The sequence below is a fragment of the Candidatus Zixiibacteriota bacterium genome, assembly GCA_040753495.1.
Classification (GTDB): Bacteria; Zixibacteria; MSB-5A5; order GN15; family PGXB01; genus DYGG01.
Map to the genome: position 1 here is coordinate 1 of JBFMEF010000109.1, position 24,347 is coordinate 24,347.

Consider the following 24,347-nt stretch of genomic DNA (forward strand, 5'->3'; position numbering starts at 1 on the left):
CGAACAACCGTCAAATCGGAGAGATTGCCAACGTTAGAAAAAAGTGATATAATGTTTCTGCGGGAGCGGAGTATATTCACTTCGATACCACGGATAGAATCATCAAATTAAGTTAATGAATTGAGACAGCAAAATGACGGATGAGCGCAAACCATATAATGCCGACCTGTCGGCATTAAAGATAGACCGGGATAAGCGAAGCGGTCCCCCGGGGCGATGGAAGCGGTGGCTTCATCTCCTCTGGATAGCCGTCCCGGTAGTAATCTATTTCGTTTATATAACCGTGGTCCGGCAGGTGACGCCGGCGGTAAAAGTGAATACGGCGACAGTCCAGCTGATTACCGGCGCGGAAGCGGCGGTGGAACTGGTCGCCACCGGATATGTGGTGGCGCAGGTGAAGGCAGATGTTTCATCAAAGGCGACCGGCAGATTGCGCCGGCTGAATGTGGAAGAGGGGGATAGCGTCCGAGCCGGCGAGATTCTGGCGGAGCTTGAGAATGATGATATTAAAGCGGAATTGGACCTTGCCGTTGCCCGGCTGAAACGGGCACGGGCCGATTCCATTGAAGCCTCCTTGAATCTGAATCGTCAGAAGCAGTTGTATGATGGGGGGCATACGACTCAGGAAGCGTTAGACGCCGCCAATGCGGTATATTTGAGAGCGACGGCCGATGTTGAAGCCGGGCTGGCCGGTGTCAGGGCGGCAGAAGTGGCGTTGGAGAATACTATTATCCGCGCGCCGTTTGACGGCACCGTGCTGATTAAGCATGCCGATGTGGGGGAGATGGTGGCGCCGTTTGCCTCGGCCGTTTCCAGCCGTGGAGCGGTAGTGACGCTGGCTGATATGAAATCGTTGGAGGTGGAGGCTGATGTCTCCGAGTCAAATATCAACAAAGTGACTGTCGGGCAACCCTGCGAGATTATTCTTGATGCTTATCCAAATATGGTCTATCCGGGGCAGGTGAAAAAGATTGTGCCGACCGCTGACCGCACGAGGGCGACGGTGCTGACCAAAGTTGCCTTCGACAAAATCGATTCCAGGGTGCTGCCGGAAATGTCGGCCCGGGTCAACTTTCTTCCTTTGACGCCGCCTGATACCGCCTTGCTGCAGCCGATGAAAGCGGTTGCCAGAAGCGCTTTGACTTCCAGAAATGAAAAACGTGTCGTATTTAAGGTAATAAACGGCATCGCCCGAGAAACCCCAGTAGAAGTCGGTCGCCAGCTGGGCGATATGATTGAGATTATGGCAGGTTTGGAGGTCGGCGATGAAGTAGTTCTGGCGCCGACCGGCGGTATGAAAACCGGCGACAAAATAGAAATAACTAAATGAATAATAAGGACGATGTCATGTTGGAACCAGCGGTGCAAGTCAGTTCCCTGTATAAGTCGTACTATCGAGATTCTCTTGAAATACCGGTACTGCGCAATATTAATCTGGAAATACCGACCGGCGCTTTCGTGGCGCTGATGGGTCCCTCCGGCTCGGGAAAATCAACCCTCTTAAATCTGCTGGCCGGAATTGACCAGCCAACCTCAGGGTCGCTTAAAGTTGCCGGAGAGGAAGTGAGCCGCTTGAGCGAAAGAGAATTAGCCAAATGGCGGGCGCGCCATATCGGATTCATCTTTCAGTTCTATAATCTCCTGCCGGTCCTGACAGCGTATGAAAATGTGGAGCTTCCGCTGCTTCTGACAAATCTTTCCAAAAAAGAACGGAAAGAGCATGTCGAGACGGCGCTCTCTATTGTCGGGCTGGCCGACCGGATGAAGCACTATCCTCGTCAGTTGTCGGGAGGACAGGAGCAGCGGGTGGCGATAGCGCGGGCGATTGTTTCTGACCCCTCGTTGATACTTGCCGATGAACCAACCGGCGACCTCGATAAACAGTCTGCCGAAGATATTCTGCATCTTTTGACTCGTCTCAATGAAGAGTACGGCAAAACCATCATAATGGTAACGCATGACCCCCGAGCGGCAGACAAAGCGAAGACCATCCGCCATCTGGACAAAGGGGAGCTGACCTGATGAGAATATTCCGGCTTATTTATAAGAATGCCTTTCGTCACAAATTAAGGACGTTCTTGACAGTATTGGGTCTGGCGCTGGCGGTAATGGCGTTTGGTCTGATTCGAACCTTTATCACTGCCTGGTATTCGGGAGCGGAGGCGGCGGCGCCGGATCGTCTGGTTACCAGGAATGCCGTATCGATAATATTCACTCTGCCGATTTCGTACAAAGAGCAGATTTTGAAGATTGACGGGGTGAAGGATGTGACCTACGCTGCCTGGTTTGGCGGAATCTACGTTGACCCCAAGAATTTTTTCCCCCAGTATGCCGTTGACCAGGGCAATTTCTTCACGCTGTTTCCGGAGTTCATTGTGCCGCCGGAGCAGTTCGAAGCATTCAAAGATGAGCGAAAAGCGGTGATTGTGGGGCGGCGGCTGGCGGACCGTTTCGGCTGGAAAATCGGCGACCCGATTACCTTGATTGGGACTATCTATCCGGGGGATTGGGATTTTATTATAAGAGGGATTTATACCGGCAGAGACATCAACACTGATGAGACTGCTTTCATAATGCGCTTTGATTACCTTGATGAGGTAATGCGTCGGGATAGCCCCGGTCGCGCCGGACAGATCGGCTGGTATGCGCTTAAGATTGATGACCCGAACCGTTCCGCGGAGATTGCCAGACAGGTCGATGCCCGTTTCAAGAATTCTCTGGCGGAGACTCTGACGGAGACGGAAAAGGAATTTCAGTTGAGTTTTATTCAGATGTCGGGCGCCATCATCCTGGGATTGCGGATAGTCTCTTTCCTGATAATCGGGGTTATCTTGCTGGTGCTGGCTAATACGATGGCGATGACGGCGCGCGAGCGAATATCGGAACATGCCTTTATGAGAACGTTGGGATTCCGCGGATACCATCTGGTAGGCTTGATCCTGGGCGAATCATTCTTCATGGCTACCCTGGGGGGACTGATTGGAATTGGATTATTGGCGGTGGTGGGCAATCTGGTCGGGGTGGCATTGAGCCAGTTTTTCCCCGGCTTTGCTCCCGATGCCGTGGCGTATCTTCTCTGTATCGGAACCGCCCTGCTGGTCGGACTGGGGGCGTCTATCTTTCCGATTCAAAGGGCGCTGCGAATTAAGATTGTCGATGGTTTGCGGGTGGTAGATTAGAGGAGAAGCGGCTATGATACCGATAAATTACACCGTCAGAAATATAGTGAAACATAAGATTACTTCAGCCTTGACTATCCTGGGCGTCAGCCTGGTGGTCTTTGTCTTCGCCGGGTCGATGATGCTTTCTCAGGGGCTCAAGGCGACATTGGTGGCGACCGGTTCGGATGAAAACGTGGTGGTGATACGGAAATCATCGCAGACCGAGGTGCAATCAATCCTGAATCTGGAGCAGGCGCAGTTGGTCAGCACCACACCGGAGATTGCCCGGGGAAGCGACGGCGCCGCGCTTTTCACCAATGAGATATATGTTTTGATAAGCCTCAATAAACGAAGCGACGGCTCCGCCGCTAATGTGGTCGTGAGAGGGGTGACTCCCCAATCCCTGGCGCTGAGACCGAATATCCGGATAGTCGAGGGACGGATGTGGCAAAATGCCGGCTCCGAGATAATCGCCGGGAAATCGGCCGCGGAGAGATTTGAAGGATGTGGATTGGGGGAGAGAGTTCGCTTTGGCGCCCGGGAATGGACAGTCGTCGGAATCTTTGATGCCCAAGCCTCCGGCTTTGATTCAGAGATATGGGGGGATATTGATCAGATGATGGATGCTTTCCGGCGGCCGGTCTATTCATCGCTCACTTTTCGAATGGCGGATACGACACAATTTGCGGCGATGAAAGCAAGATTGGAGAACGACCGCCGTCTGCCGGTCGAAGTTCTCCGGGAAAAAGAGTACTATGCCAACCAGTCGCGGACGATAACAACCTTTCTGGGGATTACCGGCACGGTAATAAGTCTGATATTCAGTCTGGGAGCGATAGTAGGCGCTATGATAACTATGTATGCGGCGGTGGCTAACCGCACCAAGGAGATTGGAACCTTGCGCGCCCTCGGATTCGGACGGATGAGTATCCTCTTAGTATTCTTCATAGAGTCGGTCTTCATATCCTTCGCCGGAGGGGTATTGGGATTGGGGGCGGCATATTTTCTCCGTTTCGTTCGGGTATCGACTACCAACTGGGATACGTTCTCAGAAATAGCGTTTAATTTCGCCATATCACCGGATATTGTCTTCTCGGCGCTGATATTTGCCGTTGTGATGGGAATGGTGGGAGGTTTTCTGCCGGCGGTCCGAGCGGCTCGTCTCAAAATTGTCGAATCGCTGCGGGCGGTTTAGTCGAATAATATCTTGAGACGGGAACTTCTACTTTTCAGGTGAGGCAAAGAAGCAGATTTTGCCGGCTTTTTCTTTGAGTTGACGCCACTTTTCTAACTCGAATGAAATTCCCACCACTGTCCCCGCCGGCATAGAGACGTTGAAATCGCCGCTCAAGGTCGCAGCCAATTGCTGCAGAACCGGATTATGTCCGCAGACCAGGACCGACCGGAAATCATCGTCTAATCCTTTCAGCAGTTGGAGAATGTGCTCAACGGCGGGCGAGTCAAAAAGAGTTTTTTCAAAAACTATTTTCTCTATGGGGAAAGCGAAATGCCGCGCCAGGATTTCCGCCGTTTCTCTTGTGCGCTGCGCCGGACTGCAAATTATGTAGTCGATAGGACCGCCATTCTGAGCGAGACGGGCTCCTATCTGTTCTGCTTCTTGCTGACCTCGGGGGAGCAGAGGGCGGTCGAAGTCCCGTGTGGCGGCATCGGACGGCGCCGCAGTGCCGTGGCGCGCGATGTACAGATTCCTCATTTAATCTGACTACCCTGCAGTGGTTGTGTCCGGCTTGACATCTTGTCTTCAGAAGTCGGCGCCCAGCGAAAAATAGTATTTGGGATGGTGAGCGACGGAGGCGAAATCGGTGCTCCATGCCAGGTCGTAACGCAGCACCAGAAACCCGAGATTGGCGCGAATCCCGAAACCGAACGATGATTTTATATCCTGCAGACGGGGGTCGCCTCGGGAAGAGCCGCCTTTGAACATCTCGTCATTCTCCCAGGCGGCGCCGATGTCGTAGAAGATAGCGCCGGTGACATAGCGGATTGCCATCGGCAGGGGGAAATTCATCTTCAGGTAATCAATGAAGGGGTAACGAAATTCGAAATTTCCGAGAAAATACCGGGTGCCGGAAAGTTCATAATAATCGAATCCCCGCAGGGGCGTGACGACATCGGCAAAATAAAGGTTCTCTTCATTATATACCGAGGCATCCACAACCACGTCGCCAATCCAGTTGGTGGTGCCGCCGAGAAAATACCGCTTGGGATTGTCGCCCCAGGAAGCGCCGCCGGAAAATCGGACAGCGACAGAAAAAAGACTGCGCAGGTGCCAGTATTTCCGGTAGTCAACTTCCGCGGAGTAAAAGGAGATGGTCTTATCGTTGAAGAGGTCGAAGGCTCCGGTCAGGTCGATGCGGGAACGGCGGCCATTGATGGGACCGGTAATGCCCCAGAGGATATTATCCTGAACCAGCGAGAGTGTCGCCGTGGTAACTTTGGTGGAGCGATTGGGACGGGGGTCATTGTCGTCATGGTAAGCGCGGTCGATGAAAAATTGCGAGGCAACCGCTTCGGCGCGGAAAAACTTGGAGAAGGGACGCGAGACATATCCCTGAAAGCCGTAAAAGCGGTCTGAGAACAGGTGGTCATAGGAATCGATATAGTAATTCTTCGTATGAAGAGCGCCGATACCCCAGTTAATCCGTTTGCGGTTGTAGAAATAGTACATCTGTATGTTGGACTGGTCGATAGTGTTGACCAGGTCGGTCAAGAGATAGATTTTGTGGTCGCCCAGGTAATCGGAGAAGACAAATATAGACTGACCGCGCAAGCCGAAGAAGGTATCGTACGATAATCCACCGCTGACATAGTCGGGCGTGAAACGGACGCGGTACGGATAGACTTTGTATTCCCCGCTGGGGAGACGGTTGCTGGTGGCGATGGAATCAAAAATCGCCTGCTCTTCCGGAGAACGGTAATTTTTCTGCTGGGCAGTGCTGTCAGCAATCTCTTTAAACAGTCCCGACAGCGGATCGGCTTTCGGTTCCTCCTCCGGAGAAACATAGACATAGTGTCCGTCTTCGATGCGGGAACTATCTTTGACCGCCATCGCAGCGGAGTCCTGCGCGGTAGAATCGGCCTGCGCCAGAGAGGTGTCACTGGCCGCGGAGGCTCCCGTCAGAGAATCAGCCTGCGGCATCGATGCGGCGGAATCGGCTGAGGCAACCGCGGAGTCAACGGCTTCAGTCGCCGGGACTTTACCCTTCCTGTACTTTCCCATCAGAAAATCGGTCGGCGCCAGGATGCCGTTAGAGCCGGCCGGCTGGATTTCCTTAATGAGATAGATATCAAATCCGGCTTTGCCGAATGATGAAAAGGCAATCTGCTTGCCATCGGGAGACCAGCTGGGAGAGCCAACACCGGTCAGAACATCGGTAATCGCGAAAGTCTTGTTGGAATCAATGACAGTTATATAAAGATTATCGATACCGTTATTGTTCGACACAAAGCAGATTCTTTTGCCGTCAGGGGAAACTACCGGCTCCCGATTCTTGCCGGGGATGGTTTGAAGCGGCTCGATACTGCCTTCAGAAACATTCATAACAAAGAGGTTGTAATTGCCGTAACCGAAGGGATTATAAATATTGCGGAAGTCAACGGAGTCCTGCGGTTGGTAATCGGGGCTGAGAATCGGTTCATTGTCTGGGTGCGGGCGATCGGAGGCGAAGACCAGCGAATTGGAGTCGGGAAACCAGGAGGGGTCGATATCGTCGTAATCATCCTGCGACAGCCGGTATGTGGTGTCGGATTCAATATCATAAATGACCAGTTCACGCTGCCGTCCGATAAGCGCAGAAAACGCTAATTTGGAGCCATCCGGGGACCAGACCGGGGAGAGAATGCTGTTGAAATCGAAAAATTTTCTCAAGTAGATATTCTTGTCTTTGGTGGTCAGAAAGTAGATGGCGTCTTTGCCGGACGACTTTGCCACAAAGGCGATTTTTTCGCCATCCGGAGAAAAGGTAATGCCGGAAAGATAGGAATGGAGCGACTCCAGGTCGCCGGTTCGCTCGGCTTTAACCAGGCGGTCAATAACCTGGCCATCGACAGCGGAAATGAGATAGATTTCGATATAATCGGAGCGGTCGGAAAAGATTGCGATACGGTCCCCTTTGGGGGAGAAGATCGGCTTTTCATTGAAATTGGAGCCATCCTTGGTGTGGTCAGTCAGCGCCTTGGCGATTTCGCCGGCTTCCTTTCTTTTGGAGATTTCAGGCCAATAACGACGTTTCATCTCCTTGGAGAAGCCCTCCCACAATTCCTGAGTGGTGATTCCGACCGAGGCTTTCATCGCCTTATTCATAGTCAGATGGATTTTCCCCTTGGCAAGGATTTCGCCCAGTTTCTGCTCGCCGTAATTATCGACGATATAATTTATAAGCGCTTGCCCTTCTTTGTACGCCAGATAACCGCCGAGATAATCCGGGGGCTGAAGATAGTTGTTGATGGTGGCATCGCGCACCACCATATCGGCGAAATAGTCCCAGCCGTAGCGGGAGCTGTATTCGGCATACCCTTCCGCAAACCAGAGCGGCAGGTCAAAGAGTCGCTGACGGGATAGAAGCGATGAGAAGATATTGCCGAAAAGCATATCGTATATGACGGCATGGGTCAATTCGTGATGCAGAACGTGTCGAAAGTCTTCGCGGGAACCGTTGAAGGGGATAACGATACGGTTTTTGAAGGCTTCCGTGAAACCGCCGACACCCTCATCAATCAACTCCGAGATAATATTGGTCTGCTGGAAATCATTGGGGGAATTATAAATGAAAACCGGAATCCGCTTGCGCACACGGTAATTCAACTGCTCGGAGACAACCACATATGCCGACTCGAGGACATCGGAGGCAAAGGTGGCAGATTCATATTTCTGGTCGTGGAAATAGATATCGAAATGGCGGGTCTGAATATATTGCCAGGAAAAGCCTTTGTACTGGACTTTGTTCTTGCCGAAGTACGTCTCCTGCGCGGCGGCGGTGAGCGCAAAAAGAATCAGAAGGGCAAGAGCCGATATTATAATCTTTTTCATCTGCAATCCTGTTAGTATAGACGTCACTTTAGACCAATATCATTCTACTCTTTTTATATCGGCTCCCAACGACGATAGTTTTTCTTCCATGCGGCAGTAGCCGCGGTCAACATGGTACACCCGCAAGACTTCACTGGCGCCTTCTGAGGCAAGACAGGCTAAGACCAGGCCCGCGCCGGCGCGAATATCGGATGCCATCACCGAGGCGCCTTTGAGCAACTCGACTCCTTTGACAATCGCTTCATCGGAGGTGACGGTGACATCGGCTCCAAGACGTCTCAACTCCATAGTATGTCCAAACCTATCTTCAAAAACAGTCTCTTTGATGCTACTTGTTCCCTCCGCCACGGTGGCAAGCGCCATAATACAGGCTTGAAGGTCAGTAGGAAAACCGGGGAAGGGGAAAGTCACCACTTTTACCGGTTTAAGGCGCTTGGGGGCAACGACTTTAATGCTGCTCTTCCCTTCCGTCACACTGCACCCCATCTCATACAGTTTTCGCGACAGCATGGTCAGATGAGACGGATTTATGCCGGTCGTCTCGACCGCGCCGCCGGTTATCGCCCCGGCGCAGAGATAGGTGCCGGCAACCAGGCGGTCTCCCGAGACTTTATATTTGACCGCTTTAAGCGATTTCACTCCCTCTACGGTCACGGTGGAGGTTCCGGCCCCTTTTATTTTTGCTCCGGCAAGATTCAGGAAATTGGCGACATCGACCACTTCCGGGTCACAGGCGGCATTGACAATGCGGGTAGTGCCCTTGGCAAGCACCGCGCCGAAGATAATATTTTCGGTGCCGGTATGAGACGGCCGGTCGAAATGGATGGTGGCTCCTTTGAGCGGTTTGGCGCGGGCGATGATATAACCGGCATCTTCCGTTACCTGCGCCCCCAGCGACTTAAAACCGTTAATATGGTAATCGACCGGACGCGCCCCCAGAGAGCAACCGCCGGGGAGAGAGACGCGGGCTTCGCCCAGACGTCCCAGAAGCGGTCCCAGAACAAGAAAGGATGCCCGCATCTGGCGCATCAACTCATACGGCGCCGTGTTTTCATTGATGCCAGAGGCGTCAATAGACATTTTCATCGACTTAGGGTCATATTCCACCATTGCCCCAAGATGCTCCATCACTTTCTTTATGGTATAGATATCACGGAGAGGCGGGATATTCTCCAGCTCCACTTCCCCTCTGGTGATAAGAATGGCGCTGGCGATGATAGGGAGCCCGGCATTCTTGGAACCGTCGGTCTTGACGGTACCGTGTAATTTTTTCCGACCGTTTATGACAAATCGATCCATCCTAAATCCTTTTAACGGGAACGAGATGGTTTCGTTCCGATAGTTTTAGACATTCCAGTTTCTGCGTTCGACTAACAGGTTGTAGGATAGAAGATTGAATCATTAAGGGCAAGGGGAAAAGAGAATCGACCGAAGTCTTTGGATGATTCTAATTCCCGCCCGCTTCCGGAATGAACGGGACCGAGAGCTCCCCGGCAAAATCAGAACTGTATATGCGGCCATCAGCGCCGGTAAATAAGATCATGTCAAAGGCTGCCAGATATGGTTTGGAGTGTAAGGAACTGTCAATATACGTGAAATCCTGTCCCGGAATAACCGAGTAGATATATTTCTGGTCGAACCATTCGACTCCGTAAGCGATACGGTTGAAACTGCTCAATTTTGTCGCCCAGTGAACGACGGCGTCGGTGGCGACGGTTTGAAGCAATGCGGTATCGCCGAAAACGGTTCCGGACATTATTCGATAGTTCATTCTGTTGCCGCCGATATAGAGAAAACTGCCGCGCGACAGGAAAGTCGGGTCCCAGCCGCGGCATAGAAGAGTAACAGAGTTTCGGGATTCATCGACAAGATACAGGGTAGTATCCCGGTGGGCAACCAGCTGGGAATCGTTGATAAAAATTATAGACTCAAAACTGTCAGGTAGCGCCGAGGGGATAATGCTCTGACCGCCCAGGGGAAAATATTTAATGAGGCCCGACTCGAGAAACGCAAGCCGCTGATTGTCAAAGGAGACGACCGGCGAACGATAGGTGTTCCCACTCACCAACTTCTCGCGCACCGGATTAGAAAGGCGGGCGCGATATATGCCGCTGTTGGCGGGAGTGATAGTATCGGTCGTGAGAAAACAGATATATTGACCGTCGGGAGAAAGTGAGATTTCGGTCTCCAGTGGGTATGTTCCCGGTCTTTGCCGCGGTTTGGTGGAATAACGGGTATCTTCGCAGCCGAAAGCGATTATGACAGCCGCCAGAGCCAGCCACTTCAAAATCTTCACGCAATTCTGCATATTCCAGCTCACGCAAGCGTGCGATATATTGACGACCTGAATATTTAGTCCGCTTCTACTCTGCAAATTCCATTTTTTTCATTGTTTCCCGGACTTTAGTCAGGAACTCCAGGGTCATTGGCGCCCGATAGTCCGGGTAAGTCCAGGGGAGGAAATGAAACTCCCCTTTTTCATATAACAACGTAATCTCCGCGAAGATACCGTCATTGATATAAACGCGATGCGCGAAATCTTTGGTTGACGCCAGAGTTAAGTTGGCGAGAGTCAGGATTCCGGGGTCGAGATTGACGGTGCGGAAGACAAAATCCCCCACTTTGTCGCCGAATTTTTCTTCAAGTTTATTGGTCCAGCGCTTGATATCGGCCAGTTCCTCCCGTCTGACCAATTTCTCAAAGGCAAAGAATTTGCGCCGCAGATTATCACCCATCTCTTCCTGATAGTAGTCGGTGAAGTCGAACGGAATCTGCTCGGTTTCAAAGATGACGCGGCCGAACTTTTTCTCGCAGATACGGATGGCGGAATCGAGCGCCTCCGGCGCCGAATAGATAGCGGCCACAATCAAGCGGGCCGGTAATGGATTTTTGATTCGTCCCATGGCATTCACTGCTGGTTTGGTATTTTACCGCGGCACGGTTTCAGGCAGAGGCCGCAGATATAATGTCCGTAATCATTTTCTCGGGCAAATTTCATCACCTGCTGAGAGCAGACATCGAGATTGAAACTTTCAACCTCTTCATGGATGGCTCCGGTCGGGCAACAGGGCAGGCAGTCGTAGCAATCGCCGCAGTTGTCGGTTGAGGGGCTATCAACAGGTAGCTCCAGATTGGTCAACAGGCTGACCAGCCGAATCTGCGCACCATAGACCTTGTTCACCAGGAGATTGTTTCGTCCGCGCCAGCCGAGACCGGCATTGAAGGCGATTTCGCGATGCGATAGATGCGCTATCATGGGGTGCCGCTTGAGGACCATTGAGGCCGGAATCGGCAGGGCGCGATATCCAAGCCGGATGATTTCGGAGCAAAGAGCGAAGGCGATATCATCAAGAATGGCGTTTACCTGACGGTAATGCGCCTTATAAATCATATTAGGGCGGTCAACAATAGTTTCCAGGACTGATTCTGACAGGGGAACTCCTGCGGATATAGCATACGGCAGCGACCGGGAGATATCCTGAATTTCGGAATGAAAGTTATCGAGGAGACTCTCGATACGGCAGACGCCGAAAGCGCCGGCGCCCCGGGCGTTAGCGATTTTTGCCAGGCTCTCTTTGGCAGGAAGATTTTGCATCACAAGTATTATAATCATTCAAAAAGGCAACGCAAGGATTCTAACAGCGGGCGGTCAAATAATCGGAATAAGTGCAACGGTCAAAATCTTCGTTGCTAAAACCTGGACAAAAAAATATATTCTCCTGCAATGGAGGAAAACTCGATATGAAATATACCCCGGTAAAGGCGGCAAGAGGCAGCAAGATAAGCTGCAAGGGCTGGGCACAGGAGGCGGCGCTCCGGATGCTCAATAACAATCTTGACGAGGAAGTTGCGGAAAAACCGAAAGAGCTGATTATTTACGGCGGTTCCGGCAAAGCCGCCCGCAACTGGGAATGTTATCATGCCATAGTCAAGTCGCTGAAATCTCTGGAAAACGATGAGACTCTCCTGATACAATCGGGAAAACCGGTCGGGATATTTCGCACGCACGAATATGCGCCGCGCGTATTGATTGCCAACAGCCATCTGGTGCCGGCCTGGGCAACCTGGGAAAAGTTCCGTCAGCTGGAAAAGCTGGGACTGATAATGTTTGGGCAGATGACCGCCGGAAGCTGGATTTATATCGGGACGCAGGGAATCCTGCAGGGGACTTATGAGACCTTTGCCGCCGTCGGCGCAACGCACTTTGGCAGTGACCTCTCCGGACGCTGGGTGCTGACCGGCGGGATGGGAGGAATGGGTGGCGCCCAGCCACTGGCGGCAACGATGAACGGGGCATCGATACTCTGCGTTGAAATCGACGAAGAGCGCATCAACCGCCGGGTCAACTTTGGCTATTGCGACATAAAAGTGAAGACTCTGGATAAAGCGCTCAAGTTGATTAAAGACAGCATCAAAGATAAAAAGCCTGTCTCGGTGGGGCTGGTCGGCAACTGCGCCGAGGTTTTTCCGGAAATCTTCCGCAGAGGAATCATCCCGGATATCGTAACCGACCAGACGTCGGCGCATGATGAATTGAACGGATATGTTCCCGAAGGCTTGACCATAACAGAGGCGGACCGTTTGCGGCGCGCCAATCCGCGGGAGTATATCACACGGGCGTACGATTCGATGGTCAAACATTGCGGCGCGATGGTGAAATTCCTGCGAGCCGGGTCGGTCGTTTTCGATTATGGGAATAATCTGCGGGGACAGGCGGAAAAAGGAGGATTGAAAGAAGCCTTCGAGTTTCCGGGATTTGTTCCGGCATATATCAGGCCCCTCTTTTGCAGCGGCAAAGGACCGTTCCGCTGGGCGGCGCTTTCCGGTGACGCCGTCGACATTCATAAGACCGATGAAGTGATATTGAAAGAATTCAAGCAGAATGAGTCGCTCTGTCGGTGGATTAAAATGGCGCACGACAAAGTGCACTTTCAAGGGTTGCCGGCCCGTATCTGCTGGCTCGGTTACGGTGAAAGGGCTCATTTCGGCGGAATTATCAACGACCTGGTGAAGAAAGGCAAAATCAAAGCGCCAATTGTAATCGGTCGCGACCATCTCGATTGCGGCTCGGTAGCATCACCCTACCGCGAAACGGAAGGGATGAAAGACGGTTCCGACGCCATCGCCGATTGGCCGTTGCTCAACGGCTTGTTAAACGCTGTCTCGGGAGCCTCCTGGGTTTCCATTCATCATGGCGGCGGGGTCGGTATCGGCAACTCCATACATGCCGGAATGGTGATTGTCGCCGATGGCACCAAAGAGATGGACGTACGCCTTAACCGCGTTCTGACCAACGACCCCGGAACCGGTATAATGAGGCATGTCGATGCCGGTTATAAAGAAGCGATAACATTCGCCAGGAAGAACAAGATTAAGATTCCGATGTTGAAATAATCAGGAATTATCAACGGGAATATCGCTGCTTCACCGGCTTGATTAATGATTGCCGTATGAGAGCAATCGCAATATTCATATTCTCGATTCTGCTCGGGGGAGTTGGCAACCCTGCCGAGAACCAAGTTTCTCCCAAAGGGTTCGACAAAAACCCCATACAATATCCTGACTCCTGTATTTCCTATCAATTCGAAATAATTCCACTTCCTTACAGTGAACTTCCCCATACGGGAAGTTTGAAAATTGCCCGGGATACCTCTTTCAACAGAGATTATGATGGTGTTAGCATGGTCGAGATGAATGGTTTGCTTTATTATCATCCCGTTGACCTTCTCAATAGAACACTGGCGTATCTTGACGCCTTTCGCAGTGGCGGCGATTCTGTCTATCTGGAGAAAGCCAGCAGGTTTCTTCGACGGCTCTTCGTGGAATCAAATGAAATAGATGGCGCTCTCTTTTATCCGTACCGGTTCGATTACCATGTGAATCAACAGGAGGAAGGGTTCATGAAAGCCCCCTGGTATTCCGGAATGGCGCAGGGATTGGCTCTTTCCGCATTAACCCGGATGTTTGAGATTACCGGAGATTCGCTCTACTTTGATTATAGCCGGAGGACTTTCCGCTCGCTACTGCGGGAAAAAGGAAAAGATATTCCCTGGGTGACATTCCGAGATGAAGCCGGCTGTCTGTGGATTGACGAGTATCCTCTCACTCCCCCCAGCCGGACTTTGAACGGTTTCATTTTCGCCATCTTTGGACTGTATGATTACATTCAACTCACAGCCGATTCCGCCGCCCGTCGGATGTTCCAGGAATCTCTCAGTACCGTCAAGAATTATCTGCCTCTGTATCGACGACCCGGAAAGCCTTCTTTCTACGGTCTGCGCTTCGGTCATTATGCCGCCAATTATCATGCCCTGCATATAAGGCAACTGCAATATCTTTATAAAATGACCGGTGATGCCTTCTTTCGGGACTGGGCGGATACCCTTTACAGTGATTATCATTAAATGCACAAGACGGAATGATTCCTTTCATGATAGCGCAACAATCTGATTGACTAATCTCTCGCGCCACATATTTTATATCCCATGCCGATTCAGAAAAAAGCGACTTTGATAATCAAGAACATCAGTCAATTGATTACAATGGATGGTCCCTCGCCGCGCCGCGGACGGGAGATGGGGAATCTGGGGATGATTGAAAACGGCGGAATTGCGGTTGCCGGCGATGAAATACTGGCCGTGGGGAAATCGGAAGAGATTTCCGGACGGGTCGATTTGGCCGAAGGGTGCCAGGTAATTGATGCCAAAAATTGCGTGGTAACGCCCGGATTTATTGACGCGCATACCCATCCGGTATTCTCGATGACTCGCGAAAAAGAGTTCGAGATGAGACTTCAGGGGAAATCATATATGGAAATTGCCGCTTCCGGCGGCGGAATACGGGCGTCGGTGCGCGACCTGCGCGAGACACCGACGGCGGCACTCACGGAAAAGACTACCCAGCGGCTCAACCGGATGCTGAGCCATGGCACGACCACGGCGGAAGCAAAATCGGGTTACGGTTTGTCGACAGAAGCGGAGGTCAAATCGCTCGAAATAATCAGAAACCTGAGTGAAACTCACCCGATTGACCTGATACCGACCTTTCTGGGGGCTCACGAAGTCCCCGATGAGTACCGCAATAAGCGCGAAAAGTATATCGACCTTCTAATTGGCGATATGATACCAAAAGTGGCGGCGGAGAATCTGGCGGAATTCTGCGATATTTTCTGCGAGGAGGGGGTATTCAATATCGAAGAATCGCGGCGGATATTGGAGGCGGCGAAGAAGAAAGGGATGAAGTTGAAACTTCACGCCGACGAACTTACTTCGTCGGGCGGCGCCGAATTGGCGGCGGAACTGGGTGCGGTTTCAGCCGACCATCTGGTATATATTTCGGATGCGGGGATTAAGGCGCTTGCCCAATCGGGCACGGTGGCGGTGCTTTTGCCCGGCACCAGCTTCTCTCTAAACAAGGGACAATATGCTCCGGCGCGCAAAATGATAGAAGCGGGGGTGACCGTGGCATTATCAACCGACTGCAATCCTGGCTCCAGTTACACCGAATCTCTGCAGATAATAATTACCCTGGCGGCGCTTCATTTGGGGATGTCAGCGGCGGAGGCGATTTCTGCCGTTACGGTAAATGCCGCCTGCGCCGTCGGTCGCGCCGGAATGCTCGGTATGCTAAAACCGGGGCTCCAGGCCGATATCGTGCTCTGGAATATAAACGATTATCGCGAATTGCCTTATCATTACGGGGTGAATCTGGCTGAGAAAGTGATTAAGCGGGGCAAAATTGTGGTCATTTAATCCCTGGGGAGAAACTCTTGAGGCTCATTTTTGTTTAATTCTCAGATGAGACTTTACCAGGCAGGTTTGCTGGCGCTGGTCGGGATGGTTATCTCCGGCTGTTTTGTCTATTCGTTCTCCCCGGGCGGAAAGTCATCAATTAAGACTATCGCCGTGACGCAATTTGAAAACAAGACAATTGAAGCGGGACTCTCCGGTCGGATGACGGAACTGGTGGTGGATGCCTTTATTGCCGATGGCAACTTGAAGATTGCCTCGCCGGAACAGGCCGATGCCGTTCTGAGCGGGTCCATGTCCAGCTATGAGCGCCGCCCCAAGAATTATGACGAAAATGATATTGTGACGCAGTATGCCGTAATAATCGTTTTCGACCTGAGCCTGACTGAAAAGGGGGGCGAAAAAGAGATCTGGAAAGAGCGATTTTCCAGTGAGGGGATTTACTCGGTGGAGAACGAAACCGAAGAAGATGGTCAGAGTCGCGCCGCTGAGCGGCTGGTGCTCGACATAATTAATCGAACGACCAAAAGCTGGTAATTTTTATTTGACTGACACCGACAAAGATTTATATTGAACGGAAACGAGGAACCAATGACAATCAGAAAAGCTTTATTATTAGGGCTGGCATTAGTCGTGTTATTTCCGGCATATCAGGCGTATGCCGGGCTGAGCAACTCCAATGCCGGGACAACCGTATTCAATTTTCTTAAGATAGAATCGGCGGCGCGCCCGACCGCAATGGGCGGAGCATTCACGGGGCTTTCTGATGACCCCGCGGCCCTCTATTATAACCCGGCCGGCACCGCCATGCTGAGCGGACGACAGTTCATTTTTAGTTATAACAACAGTCTCGTTGATATTCAGTCGGGATTTCTGGGATATATTCACCCTGTAGGTCCGGAGCGGAAACTTCTGGTCTATATCAACTATCTTAATTACGGCGATTTTATTCGGACGAACAGCAACGGTGATGAAGAAGGGACTTTTTCCGGCAGCGATATCCTCTTTGCCGCCGGTTATGCGATGAAAGTCAAAGAGGACCTTCAGGCCGGCGGTGTGGCGAAACTTATCTATGAAAAGATTGATTCCTATTCGGCGGTGGGGGTAGCGGTTGACCTTGCCATGAAATGGCGGCTGGAAAGAAGCAATGCCGATTTTGGTCTGATGGTGCAGAATCTGGGATTGCAGGCGACAACCTTTGTTGACGGCGGAAATAAAGAATCATTGCCGCTGACCATAAGGGGCGGCTATTCCAGCCGGTTGCGGGGACTCCCCCTGCTGGTTGCCGCCGACCTGGTCTATCCGACCGACAATGACCTGTATCTGGCATTGGGGCTGGAGCTACTCAATTTAAAACCGTTGTATCTTAGGCTGGGATGGACCAGTCTCGGCTCCAATTATAAGACCGATTCCGATAAGGATGACCTCGCCGGCTTTGCCGCCGGTTTCGGGTTCGACTACCGTCGGATGCAGCTGTCGTACACCATAACACCGCAAGCCGAATTGGGGACAAGCCATCGGGTAACATTAACCGGAGCCTTTTAAGGGGAAACAGGTGGCAACATATAAATCGTTAGTTTCGCTCATGATAGTCGCCCTGTTGCTATGCGGGGCGGGCTGCTCCAACAAACAACCCAGCGACCCCAAGGATGCCGTGATTAAGCTGTTTGGAGCCATGGAGCGGAACGACCAGGGAGCGATTGCCCATCTTCTGGACCTTCCGGCTCTAATGGGGAATCGCGATGGGGATTACGCATTGCAGACGGCAACGCCGCGGGTTTTTCGCAATCCGGTCGATATTCTGGAGGATTTGACCGGTGACGGTCTCACTAAGAAGCGGTGGTTTGCGATGCAGCGGGTAATCGGGGCGGCGGAGATTTTTGGCGATTCCGCCAAGGTCGAAGTGTCATTCATCGATAAGAGCACCAATACCCAGTACTACAATAAATTCGGATTGCACCGGATAAACGGCCGGTGGAAAATCTATGCGTTTAAGACGCTCAACCCGGCCGGACAATAAACCGTACATCTAAATTTCTTACACTTAAGACATCGGGGAATATGCGGGTATGCAGAAGGGCAAAATAAAGTCCATAGAGCGGGCATCGGGGTATGGATTTATCACCTCGGAAGAAGGGGCGCAGATATTCTTTCACCAGCGCTGGTTGCGCAATGTGAAGTTCAGCGAGTTGAAAGAAGGCGATGAAGTGGTATTCGAAGTGAATCAGGGACCGCGGGGTCTGCGCGCTCATCGGCTGACCCTGGCCGGGGCGGAAAAAAAGCCCGAGAAAATCCGTCCTGTTGACCGCCTTTTCAAAGACTGATTTCAATATAAAAAGAGAAGCCTACCGGTCATTTCCGCGGGGATAGAGGGGGAGATCCCCGGCAGTTATAATTGACTCAGGTAAGGCTTCAAGTTGAATCTAATAGACCCTCCGCAAACTGTCAAGACTATTTCTTGGCGGCGCCAATTATTGCTCCGCAAGCCGCCCTATCCGATTTTAGGCTTGACATATCAGCTTCAGAGTCATTAAATTGCGAAATCAATATAACCTTGAGAACCGGCGGGAGATAGAGCCTTCCGGCACTGGTAATATGAACAGAGAGAAAAAGATACAACCGGAAGGATGGAACTTGCCTCACAGAGAGATTGTCAACAGTCTGTGAGGATTTTTTTTGCCCGCGAGAACAACGGATGCGATTAACGACCGCTCTTTTTTTAACCTCAATCCTCATATTTTCTGCCGTCACGGCGCAGGAGACAGATTCCTCCCTGACCGTCGATTCGGCATTTATCGCCCCGCCGGAAGTCACTCCGGTGATGGTCAAGAATCTGACCGCCCGCGACAACCCGAATGATGCCGGCGGCTCGATACTAATAAAATGGGACTTATCAGTGGATGATATCGAAGGGGGAAAGATTACGCATTATCAGATTCTTCGCGCCGAGACCAGACAGGGAGAATTCGAGGAGGTGGGGGAGGTGCCCTCCGGTAATAGTCAATTTATAGATAACCGGGCTGACCGGGGTAAAGAGTACTATTATAAAGTGGCGGCAGTCAATCAGCGAAAATTGGATGGAAAATTACTCTGGCAGGTGCGCTCTGAGTCAGACCTGGCAGGACCGGTCAGAGCGACCGCCCAGTGGTTCGATATGAGACGTCTCAATGTCTTTGTCGGCATGATAATACTCTGCGGCTTGATAATATTCTATATTAATCGCGCCAAATCCGGCAGAGCGATTTTCATTCGTAAAATTGCCGGATTGGACGCCGTTGATGAGGCGGTGGGGCGCGCCACGGAGATGGGGAAAAAGATATTCTTCATTCCCGGCATATCCGATATGGATAATGTTCAGACCTTAGCCGGAATAACTATTCTGGGTAAAGTGGCGCAGATGGCGGCGGAATATGAAACCTGGATAGAGGTTCCGGTGAGCCGTTCCCTGGTAATGGTGGCGGCAAAAGAGATAGTAAAAGAAGCCTATGTCAAAGCGGGGCGACCCGACGCCTTTCATGAAGACCAGGTGCATTACCTGACTGATGACCAGTTTGGATATGCGGCCGCGATTGACGGTATGTTTATTCGGGAAAAACCTGCAACCGTGTTCTTTCTGGGAAATTTCTACGCCGAGTCGCTCATTCTATCGGAGACCGGCAATTCTATCGGAGCCATACAGATTGCCGGCACCGGTCAACAGACCCAGCTGCCCTTTTTTGTCGCGGCCTGCGACTATACTCTTATCGGCGAAGAGCTTTTTGCGGCATCGGCATATCTTTCCCGCGAGCCGAAACTGCTCGGCTCTCTGAAAGGACAGGATATGGGGAAGGCAATTATCCTGCTGGCGCTGCTGGTAGGGATAATCCTGGAGTCCTTTAATATCTTCCAGCTGTCACAATTCTTCTCGGTGATTGAGTAGGAGACAAGGAAAGTTTCATGAGACGCGAGATACCGCTTTTAATAACGGCCATTGTGGGAATCTTTTTTGTGCTGCAGTACTTTATTCCGCATCCGCCGTTCAATCGCCTGAACGGATGGTTTTCCGACTGGTTTTCGATTATCGGAGCCTGCGCCATCTGGCTGGGGGCGTTGAACCTTATTCGGATCTCGGCCGACAAGATTTATCGCCAGCGCTCCGACTGGGGATTCAGCGTCGTTATCATTCTTTCCTTCCTGCTTATAGTTGTAATAGGATTTACTGAAGGGCGGGATTTCCGCAATCCCGGTTCTGGATTTGACTGGTTATATAATTTTATCTACACCCCGCTGTCGGCGACCATGTTTGCGCTCTTGGCGTTTTTTGTGGCATCGGCATCCTATCGCGCTTTCCGCGCCCGCAACCTTGAAGCCTCTTTACTTCTGGTGGCGGCCTTTCTGGTGATGCTGGGACGGGTCCCGGTCGGGGATGCCATCGGCGTATCGCTGGGACTTCCCGAGACAAATATCTCGAAAGTGGCGGTCTGGATTATGAATACCATCAACACCGCCGGGCAGCGGGCGATACTAATCGGCATTGCCCTGGGAGTCGTTTCGACTTCGCTGAGAATCATTCTGGGGATTGAACGTTCTTACCTGGGGAGTGAGTAACTATGAGCCGCGGCGAACTGATTGCCTATCTTGTTATCCTGGCGGTGGTCCTCCTCCTGGCTTTCGCCGTTCCCAAACCGATTTCATTTTCCACGACAGTCTCATATCTTATCGTAGGCGTTATCGCGCTGGTTCTGCTGATAATCTTTGTCCGGACCATTCAGGGCAAGATGGTGGGACGGCGGATTGTATTCCTGTTTGTGGGGCTGGCGGTGATATTGCCGCTTTTCATGACCATTTCCCAGCCGATTCCGCTTTCGCCGGAAGTGAAGCAGGTGTATGATGCGGTGGTGGCGCTCAAGCCCGGTTCCAAGGTGCTGGTGTCGTTCGACTACGACCCGCCGTCAGCGCCCGAACTGCAACCTATGGCCGAGACCTTTTTCCGCTTATGTCTTACGCGCGATTTAAAGATTATCATAATGGGGCTCTGGCCCCAGGGACCGCAGCAGGCGGAGATTGCGATGCGAAAGACGCTGGAGTATCCGGAAATCGCCTCAAAGAATTTGCGATATGGGATTGATTATGTGAATCTCGGATTTCAGACCGGCAATGAGTTTGTCATTCAGCGTATGGGGGGCGATTTCAAAAGCATGTTTCCGACCGACCTTAATGGCACCGCGTACGATTCGCTGCCGCTGGTGCGTAATGTCCGCAATTTTTCCAACATTGACTATGCCTTCAATCTCTCGGCCGGGTATCCCGGGACAGTGGAATGGGTGCAGGTGGCGGTCGACCGGTATGGCTTGAAGATGGGCGCCGGCAATACGGCGGTGCAGACGACCCAGATGTATCCTTACTTGCGGGCGAAGCAGCTGGTGGGATTGCTGGGTGGTCTGAACGGCGCGGCGGAATTTGAACGGGCCGCCAATATGATTGGCAAAGGAACTAAATTCATGGTCTCGCAGTCGTTTTCGCATATTATCGTGATTGCCTTTATAATAATCGGTAATGCCGCTTTCTTCCTCGGTGACAAGAGAAAAAAGAAAGCGGATGCTGCCCGGGAAAGTGGAGCCTGATATGAACGATTTCGGACTCTGGCTGGCGGCTTTCTTCACTCTGGGGATTATTTCATTTCTCTATCGTGATAATGCCTGGTACAAGTTGTGCGAGTCGATATTTGTCGGCATCTCGGCCGGCTACTGGTTTGTGACTTTATTCTGGGATAATATCCATGGCTTATTCTGGGAAGGAATCACCGAGCGGCATGATTACTGGCTTCTGATTGGCGCCACTCTGGGCTTAATGATGCTTCTGCGGCTGATACCTCAAATCGGCTGGATATCGCGCTGGCCGCTGTCCTTCGTTGTCGGCGCAACCGCCGGTCTTTATATCATAAATTATTTCGCCTCCAATGTGATGGTTCAGGTGGAAGATACCCTGATGCCTCTCTTTAGCGCCAAGTTCGGCGACCCGCTCTTTTCGGCGTCGCCGTACAGCATTGTCGGCAATATCGTGGTGGCAGTAGGAACCTTCACCGGGCTGGTTTACTTTTTCTTCAGTAAAGAGCACAAAGGGGCATTCGGCGGGATGGCTAAAATCGGCATCTGGACCATTATGATAACCTTCGGGGCATCGTTCGGATATACGGTAATGAGCCGTATGTCGCTTCTGATTGGCCGGATGGATTTCATTTTCGGCGACTGGCTGGGACTGATCCGATAGTGATGAAAAATGGGCCGAAATCATACTCGACCTTCTTTTGCCTTTTAGCCCTTCTCTTTATTTCATATGCGACTCCGACGGCGCAGACCGATAGTGTCGCTATTGACAGCGCGGCAATGCTGATTCCCCTGAAAATCACTGCGGAAGATTTCAAGTATGACCGCGGCGAGACCATTGAGCTCACCTGGGAACCGGCCGAAAGCAGCAACCGGGAATTAATCGGCGGTTACGAAATTTACCGCGCCGAGGTGCCCTCCGACTCATTTGTGTCCATTGGATTTACCGGACCGGATGTGGCCCGCTATAAAGATAACGGAGTCGTTGGCGAAAAGAGTTATCGCTATAAGGTGGCCGCTGTGGTTGCCGATGTTCCCTATCTATCCGAGGCGACACCGCCGGTAGCGCCAAGTATGGAGCTGGTCAATTTCAATCTTGCCAACCTGTTTATTATCGGCTGTCTTATCGCCGGCGCGGTCATTTACTTCATAGCGCATGCCCGCCGGGGGAAAAAACTGTTCATCCGCAAAATTGCCGGACTGGAAGCGATAGATGAGGCAATAGGGCGGGCTACCGAAATGGGTCGCCCGATTCTGTTTGTCCCCGGAATAAATGATATGGATGATGTGCAGACGATTGCCGGAATAACGCTATTGGGAAGGGTGGCAAAGGTCGTCGCCGATTATGATATAAAAATCAATATGCCGGTATCCCGTTCCATCGTGATGACCACCGCGCGCGAAACCATTAAGGAAGCATATATGGGGGCAGGCCGTCCCGACGCATACAACGATGACATGGTGCGATATATCACTGATGAGCAGTTCGGGTATGTGGCGGCGGTTGATGGTATCATGGTCAGGGAGAAACCGGCCACCTGTTTCTACCTGGGAGCGTTTTATGCCGAATCGCTGATTCTGGCCGAGACAGGAAACTCCATCGGCGCAATACAGATTGCCGGGACAGCGCAGCCGGCGCAGTTGCCCTTCTTTGTCGCGGCATGTGACTATACATTGATAGGCGAAGAGCTTTTTGCGGCATCGGCATATCTCTCCAACGAGCCCAAGCAACTCGGTTCGCTCAAAGGTCAGGATGTCGGCAAACTGCTCGCCATGATAGTTATAATCATCGGCGTCGTGGCGGCAACCATGTCGCAGGCTTGGAATGTTTCTTTCTTTACCCGGTTGTATGACCTGATGTTGAGGCTATTCACGGTACAAAACTAAGGCAATGAGGAAAACGCGTTGAAGCGAAAGATACCGGTCATTATTACATCACTGGTCGGGACCGTTCTGATTCTCTCGGTCTTTTTCCCTCCGGCCGAACGGATGGGGGAAGATTTTTCCATCTTTTTTGACATTATCGCTGTCTTTGCTTTCTTCCTCGGCGGGGGAAATCTGGTGCGGATTCACGGCAATAAGATTTATAAGAAAGCGAAAGACTGGGGATTTTCGGCCGTGACTTTGACCGGCTTTTTCCTGATGCTTGCCGCCGGTCTTTTCAAAATCGCCAATCCGGGAGGTATCGCCGCTGATGTGACAGCGCAGGGGTCGCTCTTCCAGATGCTATACGACTGGATATTCAACCCGCTGGGGGCTTCGATGTACGCTCTTCTGGCATTCTATGTGGCATCGGCATCATATCGCGCCTTCCGCGCCAAGAATAAAGAGGCGACGATTCTTCTGATTGCCGCTTTCATCATTCTCCTGGGACGGACTCCACTGGGCGTTTATGCCACCGCCTGGATACCGGAGCAGTTTTCGCTTCTGCAGATTCCGAATCTGGCTATCTGGATTATGACAGCGCCCAACCTTGCCGGCCAACGAGCCATTATGATTGGAATCGCGCTGGGGGTTATATCGATGTCCTTGCGGCTGATTCTCGGCGTCGAGCGGACATATCTGGGGACCGACAATGAATAATCTCGGACTAATTATATCTTTTCTTATTATCGGCGTCGGCTTGCTCTGGTTTCTGATACGGGCATGGCAGGGGAAAGAAGTGGAGCGGCGGGTAATATTCGTTTTCATCGGACTGGCGGTTTCGGTCCCGATACTTTTCAGTATCACCTTCGCCGAGAAAGCCTCCCCCATTGTGGAAGCGGTCTATGACAAAATTGATAATCTTCCGCCCGGCTCCCGG

The 24,347-nt window shown here is 51.7% G+C and carries 24 protein-coding genes; 18 read left to right on the forward strand and 6 right to left on the reverse strand.

The features are described 5' to 3' along the window. Positions 1–133: 133 nt before the first annotated feature. Genes AB1690_07040 through AB1690_07055 form a run of 4 tightly spaced genes read left to right on the forward strand, consistent with a single transcriptional unit; the run spans position 134 to position 4,356 of the window. The gene (locus AB1690_07040) at positions 134–1,330 is read left to right on the forward strand and encodes an efflux RND transporter periplasmic adaptor subunit (protein ID MEW6015060.1); all 1,197 of its coding nucleotides are present in this window, start codon (positions 134–136) and stop codon (positions 1,328–1,330) included. Beyond that, positions 1,327–2,022 (forward strand): ABC transporter ATP-binding protein, encoded by a 696-nt coding sequence (locus AB1690_07045; GenBank protein MEW6015061.1) that lies wholly within the window; start codon positions 1,327–1,329, stop codon positions 2,020–2,022. The genes AB1690_07040 and AB1690_07045 overlap by 4 nt, the downstream gene beginning before the upstream one ends. Beyond that, complete coding sequence (locus tag AB1690_07050) at positions 2,022–3,179, forward strand: FtsX-like permease family protein (protein ID MEW6015062.1); 1,158 nt, start codon at positions 2,022–2,024, stop codon at positions 3,177–3,179. Before AB1690_07045 ends, AB1690_07050 begins: the two co-directional genes overlap by 1 nt. A gap of 13 nt (positions 3,180–3,192) precedes the next feature. Continuing rightward, positions 3,193–4,356 (forward strand): ABC transporter permease, encoded by a 1,164-nt coding sequence (locus AB1690_07055; protein ID MEW6015063.1) that lies wholly within the window; start codon positions 3,193–3,195, stop codon positions 4,354–4,356. Positions 4,357–4,383: 27 nt separating this feature from the next. Here AB1690_07055 and AB1690_07060 read toward each other — a convergent pair whose 3' ends face one another. From AB1690_07060 to AB1690_07085, 6 genes are all read right to left on the reverse strand, one after another. Further along, the gene (locus AB1690_07060) at positions 4,384–4,875 is read right to left on the reverse strand and encodes a histidine phosphatase family protein (protein MEW6015064.1); all 492 of its coding nucleotides are present in this window, start codon (positions 4,873–4,875) and stop codon (positions 4,384–4,386) included. Between the two features lie 48 nt (positions 4,876–4,923). After that, positions 4,924–8,211 (reverse strand): BamA/TamA family outer membrane protein, encoded by a 3,288-nt coding sequence (locus AB1690_07065; protein MEW6015065.1) that lies wholly within the window; start codon positions 8,209–8,211, stop codon positions 4,924–4,926. Between the two features lie 39 nt (positions 8,212–8,250). Further along, positions 8,251–9,510, reverse strand: a complete 1,260-nt coding sequence (murA, locus tag AB1690_07070; protein MEW6015066.1) for a UDP-N-acetylglucosamine 1-carboxyvinyltransferase — start codon at positions 9,508–9,510, stop codon at positions 8,251–8,253. A 148-nt stretch (positions 9,511–9,658) separates the two neighbouring features. Then, positions 9,659–10,519, reverse strand: a complete 861-nt coding sequence (locus tag AB1690_07075; protein MEW6015067.1) for a hypothetical protein — start codon at positions 10,517–10,519, stop codon at positions 9,659–9,661. A 55-nt stretch (positions 10,520–10,574) separates the two neighbouring features. Beyond that, positions 10,575–11,114 carry a DUF4416 family protein gene (locus AB1690_07080; protein ID MEW6015068.1) on the reverse strand — a complete coding sequence of 180 codons (540 nt, stop codon included), beginning with the start codon at positions 11,112–11,114 and terminating at the stop codon, positions 10,575–10,577. Positions 11,115–11,119: 5 nt separating this feature from the next. After that, complete coding sequence (locus AB1690_07085) at positions 11,120–11,824, reverse strand: hypothetical protein (protein MEW6015069.1); 705 nt, start codon at positions 11,822–11,824, stop codon at positions 11,120–11,122. 128 nt (positions 11,825–11,952) lie between these two features. Between AB1690_07085 and hutU the strand changes: the two genes are divergently transcribed. The 14 genes from hutU to AB1690_07155 all read left to right on the forward strand — a co-directional run. Beyond that, complete coding sequence (gene hutU, locus AB1690_07090; GenBank protein ID MEW6015070.1) at positions 11,953–13,605, forward strand: urocanate hydratase; 1,653 nt, start codon at positions 11,953–11,955, stop codon at positions 13,603–13,605. Between the two features lie 56 nt (positions 13,606–13,661). Then, positions 13,662–14,615: a D-glucuronyl C5-epimerase family protein gene (locus AB1690_07095; protein ID MEW6015071.1), complete on the forward strand. Its 954-nt coding sequence runs from the start codon at positions 13,662–13,664 to the stop codon at positions 14,613–14,615. Between the two features lie 81 nt (positions 14,616–14,696). Beyond that, on the forward strand, positions 14,697–15,962 hold the full coding sequence (hutI, locus tag AB1690_07100) for an imidazolonepropionase (protein MEW6015072.1): 1,266 nt from the start codon (positions 14,697–14,699) through the stop codon (positions 15,960–15,962). Positions 15,963–15,992: 30 nt separating this feature from the next. After that, positions 15,993–16,496, forward strand: a complete 504-nt coding sequence (locus AB1690_07105; protein ID MEW6015073.1) for an LptE family protein — start codon at positions 15,993–15,995, stop codon at positions 16,494–16,496. 54 nt (positions 16,497–16,550) lie between these two features. Then, on the forward strand, positions 16,551–17,504 hold the full coding sequence (locus AB1690_07110) for a PorV/PorQ family protein (protein ID MEW6015074.1): 954 nt from the start codon (positions 16,551–16,553) through the stop codon (positions 17,502–17,504). A gap of 10 nt (positions 17,505–17,514) precedes the next feature. After that, positions 17,515–17,979 (forward strand): hypothetical protein, encoded by a 465-nt coding sequence (locus AB1690_07115; protein ID MEW6015075.1) that lies wholly within the window; start codon positions 17,515–17,517, stop codon positions 17,977–17,979. Positions 17,980–18,028: 49 nt separating this feature from the next. After that, the gene (locus tag AB1690_07120) at positions 18,029–18,283 is read left to right on the forward strand and encodes a cold shock domain-containing protein (protein MEW6015076.1); all 255 of its coding nucleotides are present in this window, start codon (positions 18,029–18,031) and stop codon (positions 18,281–18,283) included. 371 nt (positions 18,284–18,654) lie between these two features. Continuing rightward, entirely contained in the window at positions 18,655–19,878 is a 1,224-nt protein-coding gene (locus AB1690_07125; GenBank protein ID MEW6015077.1) for a fibronectin type III domain-containing protein, read from the forward strand. A 17-nt stretch (positions 19,879–19,895) separates the two neighbouring features. Continuing rightward, complete coding sequence (locus tag AB1690_07130) at positions 19,896–20,546, forward strand: hypothetical protein (protein ID MEW6015078.1); 651 nt, start codon at positions 19,896–19,898, stop codon at positions 20,544–20,546. Between the two features lie 2 nt (positions 20,547–20,548). Then, the gene (locus AB1690_07135) at positions 20,549–21,562 is read left to right on the forward strand and encodes a hypothetical protein (GenBank protein MEW6015079.1); all 1,014 of its coding nucleotides are present in this window, start codon (positions 20,549–20,551) and stop codon (positions 21,560–21,562) included. Position 21,563: 1 nt separating this feature from the next. After that, entirely contained in the window at positions 21,564–22,208 is a 645-nt protein-coding gene (locus tag AB1690_07140; GenBank protein ID MEW6015080.1) for a hypothetical protein, read from the forward strand. Between the two features lie 2 nt (positions 22,209–22,210). Then, positions 22,211–23,431, forward strand: coding sequence for a fibronectin type III domain-containing protein (locus tag AB1690_07145; protein ID MEW6015081.1), 1,221 nt, complete (start codon positions 22,211–22,213; stop codon positions 23,429–23,431). A gap of 18 nt (positions 23,432–23,449) precedes the next feature. Next, positions 23,450–24,127 (forward strand): hypothetical protein, encoded by a 678-nt coding sequence (locus AB1690_07150; GenBank protein ID MEW6015082.1) that lies wholly within the window; start codon positions 23,450–23,452, stop codon positions 24,125–24,127. Next, on the forward strand, positions 24,120–24,347 hold a 228-nt coding region (locus AB1690_07155; protein MEW6015083.1), incomplete at its 3' end, for a hypothetical protein. The genes AB1690_07150 and AB1690_07155, both read left to right, overlap by 8 nt.